Genomic DNA, 21983 nt, shown 5'->3' on the forward strand with positions numbered 1-21983 from the left:
TTATTAAAAATATGTCAATAAAAATGGTAGATTTGCAAATTAGAAATAGTTGTGTGTAATTTAGAGGATTTGACGAGATGATTTTATGGATTATCAATCAAATAATAGTTTAAATGAGAAAGAAAACTCCCGGAACAGGCGCACATCCGACACCCTGCTCCGGGAGTTACAATTTCTATAAAGATTTATTTCTTTACGCTTTTCCGCGTGTCCTCCATCAAGTTCAGCGTTTCGCCCAGCACGTCCAGCGGGGTCATGGGGGGGAGGATCTTCACGCTGATATATGGCTTCCCACTTGCGTTGAGCGTCACGCGCTTTTTGAGGGTGGAGGTCAGCGCCGCCATCTGCGCCATGTCCGCTGGGTTCTTCAGGCTGAAGCCCGGCTTATACAGCAGCAGGCAGTCGTCGCGCTGTTTGACCTCGCTGATGCCCAGGCCGGAGGCCAGGTTGCGCAGCAGCGCTACTTCGATCAGGCCGTTGACGCTCTCCGGCGGCTCGCCGAAGCGGTCGATCAGTTCGTCGGTCACGTCCAGCGCGTCCTCGCGGGTGCGGATGTCTGCAATGCGGCGGTAAATTTCCAGCCGCTGGCTGAGATTCTCGATGTATCTGTCCGGGATGTGCGCCTGAATCTGCATATCCACCAGGCATTCCTGGCCGTATTCCTGCACTTCTTCGCCCTTCTCGCGGCTGATCGCCTCGCTGAGCAAGCGCAGGTACATGTCGTAGCCCACGGTCTCCATATGGCCATGCTGTTCGCCGCCCAGAATGTTCCCCGCGCCTCGGATCTCGAGGTCGCGCATCGCAATCTTAAACCCGGACCCGAATTCGGTGAATTCCCGGATTGCGGACAGCCGCTTCTGGGAGATCTCGGAGAGCACCTTGTTCGGCGTGAACGTCAAATAGGCATAGGCGCGCCGTGCGGAACGGCCCACGCGCCCGCGGAGCTGGTGCAGCTGCGAGAGGCCCATGCGGTCCGCGTTCTCGATGATGAGCGTGTTGGCGTTCGGCACGTCCACACCGGTTTCGATGATGGTGGTGCATACCAGCACATCGATTTCGTGCTCCAGGAGCTTCCGCCAGACCTCGGAGAGCTCGTGCTCCGCCATCTTGCCGTGGCCGAACCCGACGCGCGCCTCCGGAATCTGCGCCTGGATGCGCGCGGCGGTGCGCTCGATGGACGCCACGTCGTTGTGCAGGTAGTAGACCTGGCCGCCGCGCCGCAGTTCCCGGCGGATGGCCTCGTTGATGACCGCGTTGTCGTGTTCCAGCACATAGGTCTGCACCGGATGGCGGTCGTGCGGCGCTTCTTCAATGACGCTCATGTCGCGGATGCCGGACAACGCCATATTTAAGGTGCGGGGGATGGGCGTTGCGGACAGGGTCAATACGTCCACATTGTTGCAGAGGGACTTCAGTTTTTCCTTCTGCGCCACGCCGAACCGCTGCTCCTCATCGATGATGACCAGGCCGAGGTCCTTGAATTTCACGTCTTTGCTGACCAGGCGGTGGGTGCCCACGATCATGTCGATTTCCCCGCGCTTGAGCTTGCGGATAATTTCTTCCTGTTGCTTCGGCGTGCGGAAGCGGGAGAGCAGTTCCACGCGGACCGGGAAGCCCTCCATCCGGCGCGTCACCGTCTGGTAGTGCTGCCAGGCCAGGATCGTGGTGGGCACCAGCAGCGCGCACTGCTTGGAGTCGCACACGCATTTGAAGGCGGCGCGCAGGGCGACTTCCGTCTTGCCGAAGCCCACATCGCCGCAGAGCAGCCTGTCCATGGGCGCTTCCCGTTCCATATCGTTTTTGATCTCATCGATGCAGCGGAGCTGGTCCTCCGTCTCGTCGAATTCGAAATGGGATTCAAAGTCGCGCTGCCATTCGTTGTCCTCGGAAAAAGCGTGCCCCTTGGCCTGCATCCGGTCGGCGTAGAGCTTGATGAGCTCCTTCGCCATGTCCTTCACGGCGGTGCGCACGCGGGCCTTGGTCTTTTGCCATTCGGTGCCGCCCAGCCGGTTCAGCTTGATGTTGGCGTCTTCGCGCGGCCCGATGTATTTGGAGACCATGTCCAGCTGGGTGACCGGGACATAGAGCGTATCGCCCTTGGCGTATTTGAGCTTGATGTAATCCTTGACAACCCCGTGCATGTCGATTTTATGGATTCCCTCGAACACGCCGATGCCGTGCGAAGCGTGTACAATATAGTCGCCCGGCTGCAATTCCGCGATGCTGTAGATCTCCTGGCTATTTTTGGCGCGCTTGGGCTTGCGCTGCTTGGTGGTGAGCAGGCGGCCGTGGGTGATCAAGCCGAAAAAGGCGCCGGGAATTTCCATACCGGCGGAGAGCGCGCCGGCGGTCACGACGACCGTGCCGCGCTGGATGGTCTGCGGGTTTTCCAGGTAGTCCGCGGGCAGGCCGGCGGCTTGCAGGTCCGCCGCAACGGTGCGCGCACTCCGTTCGTTTCCGGCCAATACCACGCAGGACCACTTGTTGTGGAGCATGTTCCGCAGGTCCTCTTCCAGGAGCTGCGTGCTGCCGCCCCACACAGAGAGCTGGCGCGCGGTTACGCCGATGAGCGTGCGGATGGGCGTATCATAACTGCCGCGCGCAAAGGTATCCAGATAGACCGTATCGTGCGAAAATTGCCCTACCGCATAGGTCCAATCGGCGCTGTAGGTGTCCAATCCCCGGCAGAGGGTGCCCTCCTCCAAATAGTCCTTGAGGTCCTCGCCCCATTGGAAGGCGGTGCTGCGGGCGCGGTCCTTGACTTTGGTCCCCTCGCTGACAAACAGGAGCATGTCGTCCGTCCGGTAGTCGAACAGCGTGGCGATGCGCCCATACAGCAGGGCGAAGAATTTGTCCGCACAGCCGAGATGGACGCCCTGTTCCAGCTTTTCCGCCTGTGCGCGCAAAATCTCCTTCGCCTTGGGCGCGGCCTTTCCGCGCAGGGAGGAGGCCAGTTTTTCGATCTTTTTGGCGAGCGCCTGCGGGTCGTCGACCAACGCCTCCACAGCGGGCGCGAGGGTCAGCTTCTCGATGGATTCCGTGCGGCGCTGCGTCTCCAAGTCAAACAGGGAGAGTGTATCGATCTCGTCGCCCCAGTATTCCAGGCGTACGGGATTGGCGGCGTCCGGCGTGAAGATGTCCAGGATGCCGCCGCGCTGGGAGAATTGCCCGGTGCCGTCGATCTGCGCAGCGCGCTCATAACCGCAGGCGACCAGCGCGGAGACCACCTCTTCCATGGGGATGCTCTGCCCGGCGGAGATCGTGATGGTGCGCTTACGCAGCTCCTCCGGCGGGATCGTATATTGCAGGGTCGCGTCCAGGCAGGCGATCACCGCGTCGCACTCGCCGTTCAGGATGCGCGCTAGGGCCTGTAGGCGCTGATGTTCGTATTCATGGGAAGCGCCCTCCGCGTCGCGGAAGGTGAAATCACGCATGGGGACAACCAGCGGGTGCATCCCCATGGCGGAGAGGTCGTCGCAAAGGCGCTGCCCTTCGCTCTCGTCCCCGGCAAGGATGAACGCCTTGCGATGCTGGTTGGCGCAGAGCGTGTAGATAAAGGCCGCCTTGTGCACGCCGGATAAGCCGTTGACCGCGGCGGGAAGCTGCCCGGTTTGGACGGCATTGTCCAATGTTTGAAATTCTTTTAAGCGGTTTAAGGTGTTGCAAAGAAATTTCATATCGACTCCATACTGTGCGCAATGCAAATGCATTACGTTCTGTTAATCAGAAATAAAAAACTACAAATAGGAAATATTTGATAACATAAGTAAGGCCAAAAAGCGGATGAACGGTGGGGAGGCGTTGCTTGAAAGCCTATCAAAGACAGCCAGCAACACGCGGAAGCATCTGTTATAAAATATACTATATGTATCAATTTACACAAACAATCCAAATTGTATACGAAGATAGGGGCAGGGAACCGGCGCAACTCAAGCCCCGTTGAAGCGGTTCATCGCCTCCGTACTGTTGCCGTTGACCATGAGGGCCACGGCCTCGGCCGCATGGTCGAATACATCGGAGAGCTGCTTCTGTTCCTGCTCCGTAAAGCGGCTCAGCACCCAATCCGCCAGATCCCACCCGGGGTTGGGTTTTGCGCCAATCCCGAGCTTTATCCGGGGAAAGGTATCTTTTCCGCTCAAATATATGATATTTTTCATGCCGTTATGCCCGCCGTCGCTGCCCTTCATGCGGATGCGCATCCGGCCCACCGGCAGGGAGATGTCGTCGAACAGGACGATCACCTTCTCCGCGGGGAGCTTATAAAACTGCATGGCCTCCTGCACGCTCTGCCCGGAGAGGTTCATAAAGGTGGAGGGCTTGAGCAGCAGGACGCTTTTCCCGCCGACCTCCGCGCGCGCGCAGAGCCCCTTGAATTTGAGGCGGTCGATCTGGACGCCGGCCTTTTCCGCAATCCGGTCGATGGCCATAAAGCCCGTGTTGTGCCGGGTGCCGTCGTATTTGCTGCCCGGGTTGCCCAGGCCGACGACCAGATATTCCACAGGCCCGGTGACCGGCGCGGGCCGTCTGAAGAACTTCTGAAACATAAAAACTCCCTTTCTACTGCCGGGCGGCACGTTTTTAAGGGGCGCCCGGCGTTGGAATGCCTCGTGAACCGATGCGGCCGCCCCTGGGGGCGCACCCGGACCGGCCGGGCGCTTTGCCGCACGAAAACGGGCGGATGGAACGGAAAGCGTGGCCCATCCGCCCGTTTGGTATATGATTTCTGCGCGAAAACCGGCGAATCCCTGCGGAACCCGTCGGTTTTGCCGGACAGAAGAAGCAGGCGGGATAGCTGCGCTACCCCGCCCGTGTGTACAAAATCAAAGGAAAACAGTCAGAGAGACCGCGCCCGGTTATACAAACATCGGGCTGACCGGCTTGTCCTCATAGATGCGCTCGATGGCTTCCGCGAAGAGCGGGGCCACGGGCAGGACTGTGAATTTCGGAAGCATCTTTTCTTCCGGCAGCGGGATGGTATCCAGGAGCACCAGCTCCTTGATCGCGCTGTCGCGGATGCGGTCGATCGCCGGGCCGGAGAGGACCGCATGCGTGGCGCAGGCGGTGACGTCCTTCGCGCCCTTTTCCATGATGGCCGCCGCAGCGTTGCACAGGGTGCCTGCGGTGTCGATCATGTCGTCGACCAGGATGACCTTTTTGCCCTCAACGCTGCCGATGATGTTCATAACCTCGCAGACGTTGGCCTTCTGGCGGCGCTTGTCCACGATCGCCAGGCTGCATCCGATGCGGGCCGCGAAATTGCGCGCACGGGTGACAGAACCCAGGTCGGGAGAAACGACAACGTATTCGTCGCTGTTTTCGCCCACGCGCTCCTTCATGAACGAGGAGAGCAGCGGCGCGCCCAGCAGATGGTCAACCGGGATGTTGAAGAAGCCCTGAATCTGCGCTGCGTGCAGGTCCATGGTCAGCAGGCGGTCGGCGCCCGCCGTGGTGAGCAGGTCTGCAACGAGCTTTGCAGAGATCGGGTCGCGGGCCTTGGCTTTGCGGTCCTGACGGGCATAGCCAAAGTAGGGCATAACAGCCGTGATGCGGGCGGCGGACGCGCGCTTCATGGCGTCGATCATAATCAGTAGTTCCATGAGATTGTTGTTGACCGGTTCGCAGGTGGACTGCACAATAAAGCAATCGGAGCCGCGCACGGATTCAAAGAGCGAAACCGAGATTTCCCCGTCGCTGAACGTGCCGACCTCGCTCTTGCCCATGGACAATCCCAGGCACTCCGAAATCTGCTTTGCCATGCGCTGGTTTGCGCTTGCGGCAAAAATCTTGATGTCCTTGCCATGAAAATTCATTTTTGCTTCCCCCTATATTTTGTGTGACTCTTTCCCTTTTGGAATGCCCCGGCATCAAGGCGTCCCAATCACCGTAAAAGGCGCAACGGCCTGGCTGGATGAAATATTGGTGTGTTCGCAGGAGGCGAAACACAGCGACGCGCCATCGCCCACCGTACAGTCCGTCAGAACAACGCTTGGCCCAATGGAGCAATCCGCCCCGACCGCCGTATTCCCACGCAGGATGGTGTTTGGCAAAATGCGGGTGGAACGCCCAATGGTGACGTCCGGGCCGATTAGGACGCCGTCCGTGCAGGGGATCTCCACGCCCGCCAGCATTTGGGCATGCAAAACCCGCTCCCTGGCGATTTCGTTCAGGGAGTTCAGCTGCACGCAGTCGTTCGCGCCCATCACCGCCGCCGGATCGGATGCGATGTAGGCTCCCGCGTTCTTATTCTGTTCGATCAAGAGGCGCACTGCGTCGGTGAGATAATACTCGCCCTGTGCATTGTCGTTGCGGATGCAGCCTAAGATGGAGAGCAGGTCGTCCGTGCGGAACCAGTAGGCCCCGGAGTTGATCTCCCGCACCGCAAGGGTCGCTTCGTCGGCGTCCTTCTGTTCCACAATGGCGCGCACGAGCCCCGTCGCCGGGTCGCGCACGATGCGGCCGTAGCCGGATGGATCGTCCAGCTCCGCGCTGATCACCGTGACGGCATTGCCCTGGCCCACATGCGCTGCTAAGGCGGTTTTGAGCACCTCCGCGCTGACAAACGGCGCGTCTCCGTTGAGGACAAGCGTGTTCCCGCCGTTGTGCGCGCGCAAAAACGGCTCCGCCATCATCACGGCGTGCCCCGTCCCGCGCTGTTCCGCCTGCAACACATGGTGCAGGTTCGCGCCGCCGGGCTTTTGCGCCGCTTGCAGGTAAGCTTCCACCTGCTCGTGCTTATGTCCCGTCACCACGCACAGTTCCTTTACCCCCGCGCCCTCCGCGGCGTCCATCACCCATTGCAGCATGGGTTTGAACAGCACGGAAGCCAACACCTTCGGGTGGTTTGATTTCATGCGCTTTCCCTCGCCGCCGGCGAGGATAACGGCACAGGTCTGCTCTGGCATAGGCAAAATCCTCCGCATAAACTTTTAAAAGTTCCATTGGCGCTTGGGCCTTCCCTGTATCCGGCCGCAAGCACGAAAACGCCTGGCTTGCTATAAGCACACCCGGCTCTTGTTATTATTATCTCATATGTACGGAATTTTTCAAGCATTAATTCATGTTTCCAGCCGGATTTGTGGAACTTCCTCGGTTTTGCGCCGGAAAATTTACAAATCTCGGTGGGTTTTATTGAAAAAGAACTGGTAATCCAGCGGCTTTTTTGATATAATACGGGGAGAGCAAGAATGAGAATGTGTGTGACCTGTGCTCGTTATTTATTTTATTTAGGAGGTATATGTTCATGAGCCATAAGTATGTCTACCTTTTCTCTGAAGGAAACAAGGACATGCGTGAACTGCTCGGCGGCAAGGGCGCAAACCTTGCTGAAATGACAAAAGCAGGGATGCCTGTTCCGCAGGGTTTCACCATCAGCACCGAGGCGTGCACCCAGTATTATAAGGATGGCAGAAAGATCAACGATGAGATCCAGGCCCAGATCTATGAGTATCTCGGCAAGATGGAAGAGATTTGCGGCAAGAAGTTTGCCGATCCGGAGAACCCGCTGCTGGTTTCCGTCCGTTCCGGCGCCCGCGCTTCCATGCCCGGCATGATGGACACCATCCTGAACCTCGGCTTGAACGACGTCGTGGTTGAGGGCCTTGCGAAGTTCACCAACAACCCGCGTTTCGCATACGACTCCTATCGCCGCTTCATCCAGATGTTCAGCGACGTTGTTATGGAGCTGCCGAAGCCGGAATTCGAAAAGATCATCGACCAGAAGAAGGAAGAGAAGGGCGTCAAGCAGGACACCGAGCTGGACACCGAGGACATGAAGGACCTCGTCAAGCGCTTCAAGGCCTTCTATAAGGAAAACAAGGGCGAGGATTTCCCGAGCGACCCGAAGGTGCAGCTCATGGAAGCGGTCAAGGCCGTGTTCCGTTCCTGGGATAACCCGCGCGCAAACGTCTATCGCCGCATGAACGAGATCCCGTACGACTGGGGCACTGCTGTCAACGTGCAGGCCATGGTCTTCGGCAACTCTGGCGATAAGTCCGGCACGGGCGTTGCGTTCACCCGCAACCCGGCAACCGGCGAGCATAAGCTCTTTGGCGAGTACCTGATCAATGCACAGGGCGAAGACGTTGTGGCCGGCGTCCGTACGCCGTCCCCGATCAGCCAGCTGGAGCAGGATATGCCCGAAGTGTACAAGCAGTTTGCAGAGATCGCAGACCGTCTTGAGAAGCACTATAAAGATATGCAGGACATGGAGTTCACCATCGAGAATGGCAAGCTCTACATGCTGCAGACCCGTAACGGCAAGCGCACCGCAAACGCTGCCCTGAAGATCGCCGTTGACCTCGTACACGAGGGCATGATCGACGAGGAAGAGGCAGTCCTGCGCGTAGAGCCGCAGCAGCTCGACGCTCTGCTGCATCCGCAGTTCGACGCGGACGCCCTGAAGAAGGCGACCGTCGTTGGCAAGGGCCTGGCGGCTTCCCCTGGCGCAGCTTGCGGCAAGATCGTCTTCACGGCTGAGGACGCAAAAGAGTGGGCCAAGAAGGGCGAGAAGGTCGTTCTGGTCCGCCGCGAGACCTCCCCGGAGGACATCGAAGGCATGCAGGTTGCTGAGGGCATCCTGACCGTCCGCGGCGGCATGACCTCCCACGCAGCGGTTGTTGCTCGTGGCATGGGTACCTGCTGCGTTTCCGGCTGCGGCGAAATCAACGTCGACTATGACGCAAAGAACTTTACCCTCGGCGGCAAGACCTACAACGAGGGCGACTATATCTCCATCGACGGCTCCACCGGCAACATCTACGGCGAAGCCATCCCGACCGCTCCGGCTTCCATCGCGGGCGATTTCGGCCTGTTCATGGGCTGGGCGGACAAGTATCGCAAGCTGAAGGTTCGCACCAATGCGGATACCCCGCGTGACGCGCACCAGGCTCGCGAGTTCGGCGCAGAGGGCATCGGCCTCTGCCGTACCGAGCACATGTTCTTCGAGGGCGACCGCATCAAGGCGATGCGTGAGATGATCATTGCGGACAACACCGAGGACCGCAAGAAGGCGCTGGACAAGATCATGCCGTATCAGCAGGGCGACTTCGAGGCTCTGTTCGAAGAGATGAACGGCTATCCGGTCACCATCCGCTTCCTGGACCCGCCGCTCCATGAGTTCCTCCCGACCAAGGAAGAGGACATCGCGGAGATCGCCAAGGAGCTGAACGTGACGGTTGAGAAGGTTCACGAGGTCATCGAGAGCCTGCACGAGTTCAACCCGATGATGGGCCACCGCGGCTGCCGTCTGACGGTCACCTATCCGGAGATCGCAGAGATGCAGACCACCGCTGTCATCAACGCAGCAATCAACGTCCAGAAGAAGGGCGTCAACGTCATCCCGCAGATCATGATCCCGCTGGTAGGCGAGGTCAAGGAGTTCGACTTCGTGAAGAAGATCGTCGTTGCAACGGCGGACAAGCTCATCGCTGACGCTGGCGTCGAGCTGAAGTATGAGGTCGGCACCATGATCGAGATCCCGCGCGCCGCTTTGACCGCGGACAAGATCGCTGCGGACGCAGACTTCTTCTGCTATGGCACCAACGACTTGACCCAGATGACGTTCGGCTTCAGCCGTGACGACGCTGGCAAGTTCCTCGATGCCTACTATGACAACAAGATCTATGAGTCCGATCCGTTCGTGCACATCGACGTGGATGGCGTTGGCCGTCTCGTAGAGATGAGCGCAAAGGCTGGCCGCGAAGCAAATGCAGCCCTGCACCTGGGCATCTGCGGCGAGCACGGCGGCGACCCGACTTCCGTCGAGTTCTGCCATAAGGTTGGTTTGGACTATGTCTCCTGCTCTCCGTTCCGCGTGCCGATCGCACGTCTGGCTGCGGCGCAGGCTGCTGTGAAAGAGAAAAGAGCATAATAAAGCGAGTTAGCTAACAGGATAGCACACGGTTCAGAAAGCCCCTTCCCGATTTCGGGAAGGGGCTTTTGTCTGTCCAGTGGGTTTTTATGGTGCGGGCAGATTTTGCCAACGTAGGTGCTTTTTAGTTGAGCGCTTGATAGCAAAGAATGCAGGGGATTGCAAGGAAATAAATGGCTTGCCACAACAGAAGCCACATGCGAACACTTCCTTTTTCGATGGTTTTCTTCATTTTACTGCATAACGCGGTATCCGTCAATACTGCAATTTGCGGTAAGAACGAATAAATAAACAGGACTGCGTTATTCTGGTGTTAGGTGATCGCATGTACCAACGTATCAGAGATTTACGGGAAGACAAGGACCTGACACAGGCAGAAATGGCGCAGATTTTATATTGCTCGCAGCAGGTTTACAGCAATTATGAGCTCGGGCAGAGGGACATTCCCACAAAGGTTCTCATCAGCCTGGCGAAATATCATCATACAACGACGGACTATCTTTTGGGGCTGACGAATTATCGCGGGATTCCCAAAGAGTATACAGAGAAGACGGAGTAAGGAGCCAAGCCACATTTGTGTCTTGCCGGGAAATAGGGTTTCTTGCCAAAAGAAAGTAAGCAACATGGAACGGTTTCCAGAGTGGGACGCCAAAACCGAAGGGCTTTAGCTGGGGCTAAAGTCCTTTTCCTTTTTAGGCCGGCAACGGGAGCGTTCTATGGAGAAAGACGTCCGGTTGGAGCAGCGTCCCATAGAGGCGTATTCCCAGGGGTGGAGGGAGGCGTGTTTCTTTTTGGTAAGATAGGCGATGGAAGGAATCCGCATATTCATCCGGAAGGGACCGGATCAAAGGAAGCCGTTGACCAGCTTGGCGGGAGGACTATAGGCGGAAAAGAAATCGTGAGGCAGCCTGGAGACGAAATGGAAATATTGACAAGTTTTCGGGAAGCCCCTATAATATAGAAACAGATGCATAAGCCTCCATAGTTAAATGGATATAACGAGCCCCTCCTAAGGGCTAATTGTAGGTTCGATTCCTACTGGGGGTGCCATCCGGCCAGGGCCTGGAGCCAATTCGCGCTCCAGGCTTTTGTTTTGCCGAAAACTTCGTATCCGCGCCGAACAGATCGATTTTTACTGCCCCTTCCAAAAGGCCGCACAGTGCATGCACTGCGCGGCTCTTTTAGGTTTTACGAATGGAAAAGAGGTCCCGCCTTGTAGGAAACCCTTTCGAGAGAAGGGTTCGTCGATCGAAAGGGCGGACGCAGCTGGCCTATGTAAGCTTTAAAAAGGCCAGTACTATCAGGAGAAGGCCGCTGACCCACGAGAGGTCCAGAGGAATTTTTTCCGCAACCTTGTTGCCGGTCAAGCTCCCTGCGCATACGGCGATGACATTCGCCACTAAGGAGAAAAGAACCGCGCGGAGGGGGGCGGCCTCCGAGAGGGCCGCGCCAAACCCGACCGCTAAACCATCCAGGGAGAGCGCGATGGCCAGGGGTGCGGCTTCCGCGGCGGAAAGGCTTTTGGAACAATCGCTGTCCGCGTTCTCTGGGTTGGCGTACACATCCAGGATAAAGCGCAGATGCATGGCCGAGAAGGAAATCTTTTTGTGGATTCCCTGTGAGCGGCGGATCAACGATTTGATGGCGCTGTCGCACAGTTTGGCGATGCCGAGCAGAAACAGGATGGAAAAACAGAGCACCCCGGCCAGATGCTCCGGCATGAACGGACGCACCAGAGAACCAAGAAACAACGAAACACCCAGGATGGCGCTGCAAATCCCACTGATGACCGCAACGGAGCGGAAGGGAATTTTGATTTGATTGGTCCCATAGGCAAAGCTGGCGACAAAGGCGTCCACCGAGAGCGCGGTGACGAGCACGAGCGGCTCAAGGATTGCAAATACCGGATTGTCCAAGCAATCACCGCCTTCAGGCTTTTTCTCCATTCTATTCCGAAGGGGAAAAAACGTGATAGGAGGCTTTTCAGGAGGCTTCCCGCGTTGCGCGCAACCGTTTCCTGGTGAAGCTGAGAGCGGAGAACCGCTGGGGCCTCCCAGAGAAAAGCCAGGCAGAGAAATCGCTGGGACCCGGACCGGCCACTCCGCTCCCAAAATTCGGCGGGATTCTGCCTTGCAGAGGGATTTATGTTGTACTATAATAGCGGTGGAGGTGATTGGTTTATGTTGAATGAAAAAGTAAAGGACCTATTAAACCAACAGATCAATAAAGAGTTTTATTCGGCCTACCTGTATCTGGCGTTTTCTAATTATTTTGCGGACCGGAACTTGGATGGGTTTGCAAATTGGTATCAGGTTCAGGCGCAGGAAGAGCGCGACCATGCCATGCTGTTCTTGCAGTATGTGAAGAACAACAGCGAGAAGGTTACGCTGGAAGCCATTGAATGCCCGGAGCAGGATTTTGATAAGGATATGACCGTGCTTGAAAAAGGATTGCAGCACGAGCGGTATGTCACTGGTTTGATCAACGCCATCTACGACGCGGCCTACTCGGTCAAGGATTTCCGGACCATGCAGTTCCTCGACTGGTTTGTCAAGGAGCAGGGCGAGGAAGAGAAGAACGCGGAAGACCTCCTGAAAAAGATGGAGCTCTTTGGCAGTGATCCAAAATCCCTGTATTTGTTGGATCAGGAGTTGGCGGCGCGCACCTATGCAGCGCCTTCGTTGGTCCTTTAATGCGTTTGAAAAGCCCCTGGAATCCAGGGGCTTCTTTTTGTCATGGGAAAAAGCGGCTATCCCTACCGGACAGCCGCTTTCTGTTAGATGAGATGCAATTCTTTCAGCGCTGTAGCAATACCTTCCTGTTGGACCGTCCCTGTGACCATGCGGGACACCTGCCCCAGCTTGGGGGTATGCCGGCCCATAGCGATGCCGGTCCCGACGGCGCGGAACATTTCATAGTCGTTGTCCGCGTCCCCGAATGCATAGGCATTTTCTTTTGGAATTTGGAAATGCTCCAGGACCTTCTGAACGCCCAGTCCCTTTGAGACGCCGCGCTGTCCGACGTCGCAGGCTTGGTTGCCAGGCTGGTCGGTGATGTCGTACCGGTCGCCAAAGTCGCGCATAAAGCGGTCGCGCTTGTCCATCCGGTCGTAGGTGACCATCAGCTTGTTGATGCGCAGGCCCTCCAGCGATTGCAGGGGGAGGAAGCGGTCGATGGGGAACGCATATTTTTGCATCATCCCCTGGAAATACTCCTCGGAGAGATCCCGGCAATAGCAATAGTCGGGTTCTTCTAGGACGGAGTTGATCCCCGCCGCATCGAGGTATGCCACGAGGGTGCGCAGCGCCTCCGGCGCAAGGACCTGGTTGTGGATCACTGTCCCATTTGCTTCGGACCGCGCGCCGTTTGCCGTGATGTAACAGTCAAACAGGAGCAGGCTGGGGAGCACATAACATTTCGAACGGCCGGTGGCGAGCACGGTGAGAATGTTTCGTTCACGTAAACGCACGATGGCCTCTTTTGTCTTTTCAGTGGGGGCAATGATGCCGGACGGCCCATCGATCAATGTCCCGTCCGCATCAAAAAATACAGCGCCCTGGTACATGGGAATCAACTACCTTTCCTCCATGTGGTTCTGTGGGGGCCGGTTAAAAACGGCCGTTCCGATTGTACCATCGAATGGCGAGCCGGGTCAAGGCCGCCTTCTGTTCCTGAAACAGGCGCGGTATATTTGCCCTGATGAAAAGAATTGGAACCGGCCCGCGTCTTGCGGGATAGCTCCGAGTGTGCTATAATACGTTTTATTTAAACATAGGCTGTATTGTTAAAAAGGGGGGCTGAAATTGGCCAATTACGATCATCCATATGTACCGCAACAAAATCCCATGTACACGCCCTATCCGCAGGTTGGTATGGACCCGTTTTATGAGCAGAGGCGTGAGGAGAAACACCGTCTGGGAAAAACGGCCAGCGGCTTGAGCTGGATGCTGCTGTTGGTGGTTTTGCTGATGGCGGCGCTGCCGTCCGTGGAGACCAGCTTCCTGCGCATGATCGGATACCGTTGGCAAGGGGAATTGCAGTTTAGCGGGTATACGCCCCTGCTGTATTATCTGGTCAATGGGGTGACGTATCTTTTGGCGTTTGCACTGCCGCCCCTCCTGTATATGGCCGTCAAACGGCTGCCGCTGCAGCAGGTGCTGCCATTCCAAAAGACACGGTTCAGCACGGCGCTGGCGTGCGTCTTTTTGGGGATGGGCGTGTGTATGCTGGCCAACTTCCCGGCTAACTGGATGATGGACTTCCTGGAATGGGCGGGCTACAACGGCACCGTGCCGGACTCCCCGCTCACGGGTGAACCGTCCATCCAGGCATTGTATGTTATTTCGCTGGCAGTGATCCCAGCGCTCGTGGAAGAGCTGGTGTTCCGCGGTGCCGTTCTGCATGGACTGCGCCGGTTCGGGGATGGGTTTGCCATTGTTGGTTCCGCGTTCCTGTTCGGTATGTTCCACGGGAATCTGGTCCAGCTGCCGTTTGCTTTTTTCTGTGGGCTGGCGTTGGCCTTTGTGGTTGTCAAGACTGGAAACCTCTGGGTGTCCATTGTCATCCATTTCCTGAACAACGGCCTTTCGGCTGCCATTACACTGCTGCAATGGTACCAGGGCGACGTGCTGGCAAACGCCGTGTACCTGATCGCCTTTTCCGCCTGGGTGCTTTTGGGGATTGCCTCGGTTGTATTCCTGGCCCTGCGCAGAAAGGGGTTCTTTCACCTGCACAAGCCCAATAGCCTTCTGACAGCCGGGCAAAAGTTTATCAAGCTGATCGTCAATCCGGGCGGGCTGGTGCTGTTCGGCTATTGCGTGTTGTCCTGTGTGATGATGATGTATTTATAACCCTGAAGGAGGGCTTGTTCTGGAAAACAGGGATGAAGCGTTTATGCGCGAGGCGTTGGAGCTCGCACGGGAGGCCGCCGCGGAGGGGGAGGTTCCCGTGGGCGCGGTGGTGGTCTATCAAGACCGTGTGATTGCACGGGGGAGAAACCGGCGGGAGACTGGCAAAAATGCGCTTTGCCATGCGGAACTGGAGGCCATCGACGGCGCATGCCGCGCTTTGGGGGGCTGGCGGCTGTGGCAATGTACGCTTTATGTGACCTTGGAACCCTGCCCCATGTGCGCTGGGGCGATCATCAATGCGCGCATCCCCCGGCTGGTGTTCGGCGCCAGGGACCGGAAGGCCGGTTCGTGCGGGTCGGTTGTCAACCTGTTTGCGCTTCCGTACAACCATGCGCCGGGGGTGACCAGCGGCGTGCTGGAGGAGGAATGCGCGGGGGTGCTGACCGCCTTTTTCAAAGAATTGCGCGCCCGGCGCCAAAAAGAGGCCAAAACGGAATCCTTATAAAGAAGGACGCCAGAAACGCAGCTGCAAACGTTTCTGGCGTCCTTTTTGTGTGGGTGTCTGAAAAGTGTGTGGGAAGCCCTGCTGTAGCAGGGCTTCCATGGCCTGTGCAACCCCCGGAAAGGTTTAAGAGGCCCGTTTTGTTTCCTGAGGTTCAAACAAAGGGATTATCAAAGTAAATCGTAGTGTTCAAAAGCCTTGTAAAGGCCGTCGTCGAGGATGTCCGCAGTGACGTAATCCGCGACCTCCTTCAGCTCGTCTACAGCGTTCCCCATCGCGATGGAATGCCCGACCACCTTCATCATGGTGATGTCGTTGTATCCGTCGCCGATCGCATAAGCGTCCTCCGGGGCGATGCCCGCCTGCTGCAGGAACATCTTGACCCCGCGGGATTTATCCTTGCCCTTGAAGGAGAGGTCTGCCGCCAGACTGCCCGGGTGCTTGTTGAGCACCATCGGTTCCTGAAAGGCGGGCTTGCACTGCTCATAGTGCGCATCGTCCCGGAATACAAAGTCGATGATGCTGGCATGGACGTCCTCCGGTTCCCACTCGGTTTGCAGGTATCCGGGCATGCCGTAGCTCTCGTTCAGCGGTTCGATCTGCTCCGGTGGGACATGGCGGGCCCATCCCCGGCTGTTCCCAACAAAATTGTACCAGCATCCATACTGGTCGAAATACTGCATAAATTCCCGAACCTCGGTGGGGGAAAAGAATTCTTCGAAGACGGTTTTCCCATCCACAACAACGTGCGCCCCGTTCATGGCAACATAATTTGAGAAGATCCCTGGGAAATATTTATGAATAAACCGCTCCGGCCTTCCAGAAGAAATGGCGACAATGTGCCCATTTTGCTTTAATTGTTCAAGCGCCTTCCATGTGCTAGGTTGAACAAAAAAGTGCCGCTCATTCTTTGAGGAGAGCAGGGTGCCGTCAATATCAAAGAAGATTGCCTTCCTACTCATATGCCCCTCCTTTTTGATCGCTTAATCCCAGAATATAATCGGTTGAAACGTGGTAATATGTAGCAAGCTTGAGGACCGCCCAGACCGGGATTTCCCGGATGCCTTTTTCGTAACGGCGATAGACCTCCCGTTTACAGCTCAACACGTCCGCAATCTCCTGCTGCGTTTTATCGTGGTCGATCCGCAAGTCTTCGATGCGTTGGAAAAACATGGTTCCACCTCTTTACTCTATGCTACTATTTTGTAGTACCAAAAACACGAAAATGCAACCAAACGGTGGCTAAATGAACATAGAATTAAACTGGAATAATTAGCGGAGTTGTGTGAAATGTAAAATTGCATTTTAAAATTCTATCCAGAATTTATAGAAAAATGATTGGTATAGCGATGTTTTTATAGAAAAAACAGGCCCCCACGCCAATCATAGGGGCCTGCAAACGGTTTAATATTTTAAATTGCGATAATATTTATCATTCAATAAATGCTTTTTACGGCGTTTCGGCCTGCGGTAACGCTTGCGCCCGCTTCCGCCGCGCGGCGGCCTACGGTTGCTCAAGATGACAATCACCACGACAATCACGCCCAGGCCGATGCAGACCCACGCAATGATGCCAATCCAATTGAGCGTCCGGTTGGAAGTTGGGGCCATGCTGGAAGAGGGGAGCAGGCTGCTGTCGTCCGGCACACTGACGGAGGGAAGGGAGACGGAGCTGGAGGATTCCTCCGGCTCGGAAGGAGTCTCTGACGAGGATTCCTCCTCTTCTTCCTCTTCGGGATCTTCACGGGAAGTGGTAGGACGACGGTTTTGATTGGTGGTAGACGGCGTCTGCGAAGGCTGCTGCGTATCCGTATTCTCGGAGTTCTGTGCCGGCTGCGCCGGTGGCTCCGAAGAAGGGGTCGTCGCCGGCGGCTCCGTAACGGGCGGCGTTGTCTGCTCGGGCGTGGATGGCTCCGTGGGGGTGGTAGGCGTCTCCGAGGAAGGTGTGGTGGGGTCCGGGGTGGGTTCTACGGCCGGCGCAGTGGGATCTTCTGTTGGCACAGTGGGGTCTACGGTGGGGGTAGTGGGGTCGGTAACTGGTGTTGCAGGGTCGGTAGCAGGCGGTTCAGATACCGGCGTGCGGCCGATGACCTGCTGCTGCGTATTGGTTGACGGATCGACAGGTGTTTCGGTCGCAAACGAAACGGTCCCAAACGTGGAAACCATGCCAAACAGTATCGTAAAAACGAGCAAAAAAGCCCTGTTATGTTTTTTCAAATTTGAAACCTCCTGAGATAACCAGCAGGGCGCGGCGGCATAAGGCCGCAGGGTCCCACCGTGGGAATGGACGGCGAATCTCTTCGAATGGGGGATTTTGCCGGATCGCGTGCATCCGACACGTTACAAGTTATTATAGCATATTTCGAACAGAAAGCAACCAAACCAACCCCGGCGAAGCCGCGCCCAGAGGTGAATTTTTTATGAACAATCCGGTTAGAGGTGCAAATCCCATCCGGTCAGCGCATGGATCAAGGTCTGATCGTCGCCAAATCCGGTTTGACGGGAGTAGTAGTCCACTTCTAAGATACCGATCGCCAGGACCAACACACAGAGCGTTGTGTAAAACGATACGGCAAAGATGCGCGCGTTTGTATTCCGTTTCATGATACGTCCTATCCTTTCAAAGGCTTATGTGAGTTGTTCCAGGGTTTCCGCCAGCGCTTTCCCAAAGAGCTGGCCGGAGTATTTGACCTCCTCCAAGGTGTTCACCTCCGTGCCGAACTCGACCAGCAGGGAGCCCTTTGTCATGTGCTCGTTGTATTTTTTGGGGCAAAAACTGAGCGGCCGCGCCAGACCGGGATAGAGGTCAGAGAGGCTTTTTTGGATGCGGACGCCGAGGCGGAGGTTGTATTCCCAGTTTGGGAACCCCAGGGTGCCGTCGTCGTCGCAGCCGGAGATAATCATGACCTGGGCGGCTTTTTTCCCATTGATCAGGGCGGTCGGCTTGATGCGCATGCCGTCCTGCGTGCCCATGGCGTCGCGGTGGACGTCCAAGGTGACCTGGATGTCGGGATATTTCTCCAGATTGCGTTGGATGGTTTCGCCGGAGCGGTCATAAGAGCCATTGTAGCTGGGGTAGTCGTGGCAGGTGGTGTCGTGTACCACGCCGAACCCGGCGGCTTCGAGCTGCTTTTTGATTTCCTCCCCGACCGCCACCACGTTTTGGGAATTGTCCTGTGTGCGGGAGGAACCGGCAAACGCTTCCGTGGTGTGCGTGTGGTAGATCAAAATCTGTTTGGTGCCGTCCTTTTTCATTTTGACCGCCGGTTGCTTGGCCAATTCCGCAGCAATGTCGATATCGTGGTATTGGTTTGTGTTTTTGACCCACATATTCTCATACTGTATGCCGGAATTGCTGATGCTCATCTCCCGGACTGTCCCGGTGACCGTTTCGCTGACGGTCCCCGACGACGCGGAGGAGGAGACCGGCTTGCTGGACGAGCTGGCGGCCGGTTTGCTGGAGGAGCTCGGCGCCTGTGAGGAGGATTCCGGAGCGCTGGCGGCAACGTCTTCGGAGAGCTCTGTGCGAAATGCTTCCGCCGCGCCGCCCGGAAGGATGAACCCCGCCGCTGCGAGCGCCGCATCGCCTGCGTGCAGTTCCGGCAGGCGGGCAGCCGTACAGAACACCGCTACAGCGGCGAGCACCGCAGAGCAAAACATCAGTCCATATTGTCGCCAATTTCTCATATTTTGCATTCCCCCGCCATTCAACCGATTTGCCACAGCTTTTGAAGCGCAAAACCATAGCCGTGCTTCTTAATGTGTATGCAGGGCCATGGGAATCCAGACCTTGCGGGGGATGCTTTGAAAAAATGTCAAATGCAAAGGGAAGGGACAGACGAGCCCTATGGCCGAAAGGCGGTTTTTCCCGCTCAGCTTGCGAGGATGGAAAACTCCTCTACGGAAAGGGTGGGGTTGAGCGCGGTGTTGATCGCCATGGCGACCATGCGGGCGGCGCGGGTGATGAGCAGGTCGATTTCCCGCGGGGTGACGACCATGCTTGCGCCGCGCGGCGAAACCTTGTCTTTGGGGGCGGCGCGTCCCAATAGGTCGGCGGCGAGCGTGCCTGCGTCCACGACGGTCGGGACGCCGATCCCGATGACCGGCACGCCCAATGTCTCACGGCTGAGCTGCGGCCGGGCGTTGTTGACGCCGGAGCCGGGGGAAATCCCCCCGGTGCTCAGCTGGATGGTGCACCCCAAGCGCCCCAGGCTGCGCGCGGCGAGGGCGTCCACCGCGATCACCGCGGAGGGCCGGAATTCCCGCGCCAATGCGGTCAGGAGTTCCCTGGTTTCTACGCCGGTGCATCCCAACACGCCGGTGCTGACCACCGCCACCGGGCGCAGGCCGTCCAATCCGGTGATGCGTGCGATTTCCCCGTGGATGTGCCGTGTTGCCAATACCTGCTCGGCGGTCTGTGGGCCCAGGGCGTCCGGGGTGATCGCCCGGTTCCCGAGGCCCGCCACGAGCACCAGCCCCGTTTCCGGGAGCAGGGCGCTAAGCTCATCCCGCAGCTGGTGCAGCAGCTCGTCCCCGCTGTCGATGTGGTCGGAAATGGCCGGGACTTCCAACGTGATGTAGTCCGCTCCGTTTTCCCGGATGCGCGTGATGGTGCAGTTTTTCCGTTTCTCAACGCGCTGGCTCGTTGGCTCCGTGTATTCCAGCGCAAGGTCGGTGCGGTATTCCATATACATTTCTCCTTTTTTTAATTTTCGGTAGCCGTGCAGGTTTTTGAGAAAAAGCTTGATTTTTTAGAACCTTGATGGTAGAATAAAAACTACATGACAGCACCAAAGGAGGTGGAACCATGCCGAATATTAAATCTGCTAAGAAGCGCGTGAAGGTGACTGCTACAAAGACGCTTATCAATAAAGCATTCAACTCCAGCCTGAAGACGGAGATCAAGAAGGCGAACCATGCGGTGGAGACCGGTGCGGAGAACAAGGCGGAGGCCGTCCGTGTTGCGGTGAAGAAGATCGATCAGGCGGCTGCAAAGGGCATCCTGCATAAGAACGCTGCCGCGAGAAAGAAGTCCGCTCTCGTCCGCAAGCTGAATGCTGCACAGGCATAAGTCGAATAGGCGAGGAAAAGCTGAAAGCAGAGCATATGCTCTGCTTTTTCTCATTTTGACGGGAAATCATTTCCAAAAGCAATTTCATTTGACTTTTTGTAGGAAAACGGTTATCATATAGATAACAATTTGGTTGTATCAACAAGTCCCTCGCTGCGGTGGAACCCCTCGTCCCGCCGGGCTTGTATTTACAAATGGAGGTGCTCACATTGAAAAAAGGAAATAATTTTGCTGTTTTTATCACGATCGTTTCTGCTCTTGCGGCTGTTGCTGCTGCAGCTGTGGCCGTCGTCCTCTTTTTTGAAAAGAAGCGCAAGGACGAAGAGGAGCTTGAGCACTATCTGGATTGCTCGATTCAATAAGGGACGGGCTATCCATTCCTGGCTTCATTGGGAAAGGATACGGGCAGGTGGATTACCTGCCCGTTTTATTTTTGCGCTTTTTCCGGAATTCGCGCCAACGCTCGATGTCGCGGCGCGTCTTTTCATAGATGTGTTTCATCAGCTTGTAAAGCAGCATGCCGATCACGCGCCCCTGCAGGATACGCAGGCCGCGGTAGGCAAACTTCCCGTACCGGACGTACCGGTTAGCTCTTATCTCCGGGTTTTGAAAATATGGCGGCTAAATAGCCGAAGAACACCGCCGCGGCAATCCCTGCGGCGCCCGCTGTTACGCCGCCGGTGAACACTCCCAGAAGCCCCTGCTCCTGGATGGCTTCCCGCGTCCCTTTCGCCATATTATAGCCAAATCCCGTCAATGGGACGGTTGCGCCCGCGCCTGCAAATTCCACCAACGGTTCGTAAATGCCGAGCGCGCCCAGCACCACGCCCAATGTGACAAATAAAACCAGGATGCGGGCTGGCGTCAGTTTGGTGTAATCGATCAACAGCTGTCCGACGACGCAAATCGCTCCGCCGACGACAAATGCCCAAACGTATTCCATATGTTTCACCTCATGGTTAGTATGAGGAAAGGGCTGCCATTTTATACAGTTTGGGGGAGGATTGTGGCCCGGCAAAAGGAGGAAGGGAAATGGGCCCGTTTGCAGGCCGGGTACACGTTTGCGGGCAAAACGAATTTGCGGTTGGTTCTCCACAAAATGGTAAGGTTCGGTGGAAAATTTGAAAAAATTTCTTTTCTCGGGCGGTATTCTGAATAGAAGGAGGAATGCCAAATGAAAAGAATGCTTTGCACAATGGTATGGTTGGGAATCTGTGCGGCGCTTGTGGGCTGTACAACAAGCGCCATCGAAGGGCCGGAGACGGTTTCCCACCATGTGGACCCGTCTTCCTCCGTGTCGGACCCGGCGTCTTCCGAGGACCCCGGCGCATACGACGGGGAATTTTCCCTCTCCGTTGGGGAAGGCGCTCTTCCGGCTGCCCCGGAAGAGATCGTCATTCAGATTCACAACGGAACGGACGAGGAATTCAGCTATGGGGAAGCGTATTGGCTGGAGCGCCTCTCGGACAACGGCAAATGGGAGATGCTCGAATATCTCCCGGATACGGCGTGGCACGACATCGGGATCCTCTCGGCCCCGCACTCCCAGAGCGAGCACCGCATCCACCCGGTCAATTATTATGGGAAGGAAGCACTCACGCAAGGCCACTACCGTTATGGGAATACGTTTAATGGGGAGACGTACTATGCGGAGTTTGATCTTGGGGAGGTTTGAGGGGGAACGTTCCCGTT

At 56.7% G+C, this 21983-nt stretch carries 21 protein-coding genes and 1 tRNA gene; 9 read left to right on the forward strand and 13 right to left on the reverse strand.

Annotated elements, in window-relative coordinates; genetic code table 11:
* Positions 1 to 185: 185 nt before the first annotated feature.
* From mfd to I2E77_RS04975, 4 genes are all read right to left on the reverse strand, one after another.
* Positions 186 to 3677 carry a transcription-repair coupling factor gene (gene mfd / locus I2E77_RS04960; protein WP_195450728.1) on the reverse strand — a complete coding sequence of 1164 codons (3492 nt, stop codon included), beginning with the start codon at positions 3675 to 3677 and terminating at the stop codon, positions 186 to 188.
* A 252-nt stretch (positions 3678 to 3929) separates the two neighbouring features.
* Positions 3930 to 4544: an aminoacyl-tRNA hydrolase gene (gene pth, locus I2E77_RS04965; protein WP_191405810.1), complete on the reverse strand. Its 615-nt coding sequence runs from the start codon at positions 4542 to 4544 to the stop codon at positions 3930 to 3932.
* A gap of 309 nt (positions 4545 to 4853) precedes the next feature.
* Positions 4854 to 5810, reverse strand: coding sequence for a ribose-phosphate diphosphokinase (locus I2E77_RS04970; protein ID WP_087233928.1), 957 nt, complete (start codon positions 5808 to 5810; stop codon positions 4854 to 4856).
* Positions 5811 to 5864: 54 nt separating this feature from the next.
* Complete coding sequence (locus tag I2E77_RS04975) at positions 5865 to 6902, reverse strand: sugar phosphate nucleotidyltransferase (RefSeq protein WP_087233930.1); 1038 nt, start codon at positions 6900 to 6902, stop codon at positions 5865 to 5867.
* A gap of 338 nt (positions 6903 to 7240) precedes the next feature.
* Between I2E77_RS04975 and ppdK the strand changes: the two genes are divergently transcribed.
* From ppdK to I2E77_RS04990, 3 genes are all read left to right on the forward strand, one after another.
* Positions 7241 to 9868 carry a pyruvate, phosphate dikinase gene (gene ppdK / locus I2E77_RS04980; protein ID WP_191396064.1) on the forward strand — a complete coding sequence of 876 codons (2628 nt, stop codon included), beginning with the start codon at positions 7241 to 7243 and terminating at the stop codon, positions 9866 to 9868.
* 325 nt (positions 9869 to 10193) lie between these two features.
* A complete protein-coding gene (locus I2E77_RS04985; RefSeq protein ID WP_191441771.1) occupies positions 10194 to 10427 on the forward strand; it encodes a helix-turn-helix domain-containing protein in 234 nt (77 codons plus the stop codon).
* A 416-nt stretch (positions 10428 to 10843) separates the two neighbouring features.
* Positions 10844 to 10918 (forward strand) — tRNA-Arg (locus I2E77_RS04990).
* 221 nt (positions 10919 to 11139) lie between these two features.
* On the opposite strand, the gene ytaF is transcribed toward I2E77_RS04990, so the two are convergent.
* Positions 11140 to 11784, reverse strand: a complete 645-nt coding sequence (gene ytaF, locus I2E77_RS04995) for a sporulation membrane protein YtaF (protein ID WP_243252532.1) — start codon at positions 11782 to 11784, stop codon at positions 11140 to 11142.
* Between the two features lie 264 nt (positions 11785 to 12048).
* Here ytaF and I2E77_RS05000 point away from each other — a divergent pair, with 264 nt between their 5' ends.
* A complete protein-coding gene (locus tag I2E77_RS05000; RefSeq protein ID WP_087233947.1) occupies positions 12049 to 12561 on the forward strand; it encodes a ferritin in 513 nt (170 codons plus the stop codon).
* A gap of 83 nt (positions 12562 to 12644) precedes the next feature.
* Here the strand turns inward: I2E77_RS05000 and I2E77_RS05005 are convergent, their stop codons facing one another.
* On the reverse strand, positions 12645 to 13433 hold the full coding sequence (locus I2E77_RS05005) for an HAD family hydrolase (protein WP_237966672.1): 789 nt from the start codon (positions 13431 to 13433) through the stop codon (positions 12645 to 12647).
* A gap of 238 nt (positions 13434 to 13671) precedes the next feature.
* Here I2E77_RS05005 and I2E77_RS05010 point away from each other — a divergent pair, with 238 nt between their 5' ends.
* Both I2E77_RS05010 and tadA read left to right on the forward strand, forming a co-directional pair.
* Entirely contained in the window at positions 13672 to 14718 is a 1047-nt protein-coding gene (locus tag I2E77_RS05010) for a CPBP family intramembrane glutamic endopeptidase (RefSeq protein WP_195450730.1), read from the forward strand.
* 43 nt (positions 14719 to 14761) lie between these two features.
* Entirely contained in the window at positions 14762 to 15223 is a 462-nt protein-coding gene (gene tadA / locus I2E77_RS05015; protein ID WP_195450731.1) for a tRNA adenosine(34) deaminase TadA, read from the forward strand.
* Between the two features lie 167 nt (positions 15224 to 15390).
* Here tadA and I2E77_RS05020 read toward each other — a convergent pair whose 3' ends face one another.
* The 6 genes from I2E77_RS05020 to gpr all read right to left on the reverse strand — a co-directional run bounded on the left by I2E77_RS05020 (position 15391) and on the right by gpr (position 19908).
* The gene (locus I2E77_RS05020; RefSeq protein WP_191441760.1) at positions 15391 to 16182 is read right to left on the reverse strand and encodes an HAD family hydrolase; all 792 of its coding nucleotides are present in this window, start codon (positions 16180 to 16182) and stop codon (positions 15391 to 15393) included.
* Entirely contained in the window at positions 16175 to 16393 is a 219-nt protein-coding gene (locus I2E77_RS05025; protein ID WP_087233957.1) for a helix-turn-helix domain-containing protein, read from the reverse strand. The genes I2E77_RS05020 and I2E77_RS05025 overlap by 8 nt, the downstream gene beginning before the upstream one ends.
* A 231-nt stretch (positions 16394 to 16624) precedes the next feature.
* Entirely contained in the window at positions 16625 to 17437 is an 813-nt protein-coding gene (locus tag I2E77_RS14075; RefSeq protein WP_195450732.1) for a hypothetical protein, read from the reverse strand.
* A 216-nt stretch (positions 17438 to 17653) separates the two neighbouring features.
* Entirely contained in the window at positions 17654 to 17824 is a 171-nt protein-coding gene (locus tag I2E77_RS05035) for a hypothetical protein (RefSeq protein WP_172749687.1), read from the reverse strand.
* Positions 17825 to 17848: 24 nt separating this feature from the next.
* Complete coding sequence (gene spoIIP / locus I2E77_RS05040; protein ID WP_237966664.1) at positions 17849 to 18907, reverse strand: stage II sporulation protein P; 1059 nt, start codon at positions 18905 to 18907, stop codon at positions 17849 to 17851.
* A 185-nt stretch (positions 18908 to 19092) separates the two neighbouring features.
* Positions 19093 to 19908, reverse strand: coding sequence for a GPR endopeptidase (gpr, locus tag I2E77_RS05045; protein WP_087233963.1), 816 nt, complete (start codon positions 19906 to 19908; stop codon positions 19093 to 19095).
* Between the two features lie 119 nt (positions 19909 to 20027).
* Between gpr and rpsT the strand changes: the two genes are divergently transcribed.
* Positions 20028 to 20291, forward strand: a complete 264-nt coding sequence (gene rpsT, locus I2E77_RS05050; protein ID WP_087233965.1) for a 30S ribosomal protein S20 — start codon at positions 20028 to 20030, stop codon at positions 20289 to 20291.
* A 209-nt stretch (positions 20292 to 20500) separates the two neighbouring features.
* On the forward strand, positions 20501 to 20653 hold the full coding sequence (locus I2E77_RS05055) for a hypothetical protein (protein ID WP_162838196.1): 153 nt from the start codon (positions 20501 to 20503) through the stop codon (positions 20651 to 20653).
* Positions 20654 to 20877: 224 nt separating this feature from the next.
* Here I2E77_RS05055 and spoVAE read toward each other — a convergent pair whose 3' ends face one another.
* Positions 20878 to 21234 (reverse strand): stage V sporulation protein AE, encoded by a 357-nt coding sequence (spoVAE, locus tag I2E77_RS05060; RefSeq protein ID WP_087233967.1) that lies wholly within the window; start codon positions 21232 to 21234, stop codon positions 20878 to 20880.
* Between the two features lie 231 nt (positions 21235 to 21465).
* Between spoVAE and I2E77_RS05065 the strand changes: the two genes are divergently transcribed.
* Positions 21466 to 21966 carry an immunoglobulin-like domain-containing protein gene (locus I2E77_RS05065; protein WP_195450733.1) on the forward strand — a complete coding sequence of 167 codons (501 nt, stop codon included), beginning with the start codon at positions 21466 to 21468 and terminating at the stop codon, positions 21964 to 21966.
* Positions 21967 to 21983: the final 17 nt, after the last annotated feature.

This window comes from Anaeromassilibacillus sp. 1001302B_160321_C8, from assembly GCF_015554745.1.
Lineage (GTDB): Bacteria > Bacillota > Clostridia > Oscillospirales > Acutalibacteraceae > Anaeromassilibacillus > Anaeromassilibacillus stercoravium.

Coding starts and splice junctions, on each gene's coding strand:
- I2E77_RS05020 (WP_191441760.1), bottom strand. CDS start 16,182: ATGAGTAGGAAGGCAATCTTCTTTGATATTGACGGCACCCTGCTCTCC.
- spoVAE (WP_087233967.1), bottom strand. CDS start 21,234: ATGGAATACGTTTGGGCATTTGTCGTCGGCGGAGCGATTTGCGTCGTC.
- I2E77_RS05025 (WP_087233957.1), bottom strand. CDS start 16,393: ATGTTTTTCCAACGCATCGAAGACTTGCGGATCGACCACGATAAAACG.
- mfd (WP_195450728.1), bottom strand. CDS start 3,677: ATGAAATTTCTTTGCAACACCTTAAACCGCTTAAAAGAATTTCAAACA.
- I2E77_RS05035 (WP_172749687.1), bottom strand. CDS start 17,824: ATGAAACGGAATACAAACGCGCGCATCTTTGCCGTATCGTTTTACACA.
- pth (WP_191405810.1), bottom strand. CDS start 4,544: ATGTTTCAGAAGTTCTTCAGACGGCCCGCGCCGGTCACCGGGCCTGTG.
- gpr (WP_087233963.1), bottom strand. CDS start 19,908: ATGGAATACCGCACCGACCTTGCGCTGGAATACACGGAGCCAACGAGC.
- tadA (WP_195450731.1), top strand. CDS start 14,762: ATGCGCGAGGCGTTGGAGCTCGCACGGGAGGCCGCCGCGGAGGGGGAG.
- ppdK (WP_191396064.1), top strand. CDS start 7,241: ATGAGCCATAAGTATGTCTACCTTTTCTCTGAAGGAAACAAGGACATG.
- rpsT (WP_087233965.1), top strand. CDS start 20,028: ATGCCGAATATTAAATCTGCTAAGAAGCGCGTGAAGGTGACTGCTACA.
- I2E77_RS04975 (WP_087233930.1), bottom strand. CDS start 6,902: ATGCCAGAGCAGACCTGTGCCGTTATCCTCGCCGGCGGCGAGGGAAAG.
- I2E77_RS05000 (WP_087233947.1), top strand. CDS start 12,049: ATGTTGAATGAAAAAGTAAAGGACCTATTAAACCAACAGATCAATAAA.
- I2E77_RS05005 (WP_237966672.1), bottom strand. CDS start 13,433: ATGTACCAGGGCGCTGTATTTTTTGATGCGGACGGGACATTGATCGAT.
- I2E77_RS05065 (WP_195450733.1), top strand. CDS start 21,466: ATGAAAAGAATGCTTTGCACAATGGTATGGTTGGGAATCTGTGCGGCG.
- I2E77_RS04970 (WP_087233928.1), bottom strand. CDS start 5,810: ATGAATTTTCATGGCAAGGACATCAAGATTTTTGCCGCAAGCGCAAAC.
- I2E77_RS04985 (WP_191441771.1), top strand. CDS start 10,194: ATGTACCAACGTATCAGAGATTTACGGGAAGACAAGGACCTGACACAG.
- spoIIP (WP_237966664.1), bottom strand. CDS start 18,907: ATGAGAAATTGGCGACAATATGGACTGATGTTTTGCTCTGCGGTGCTC.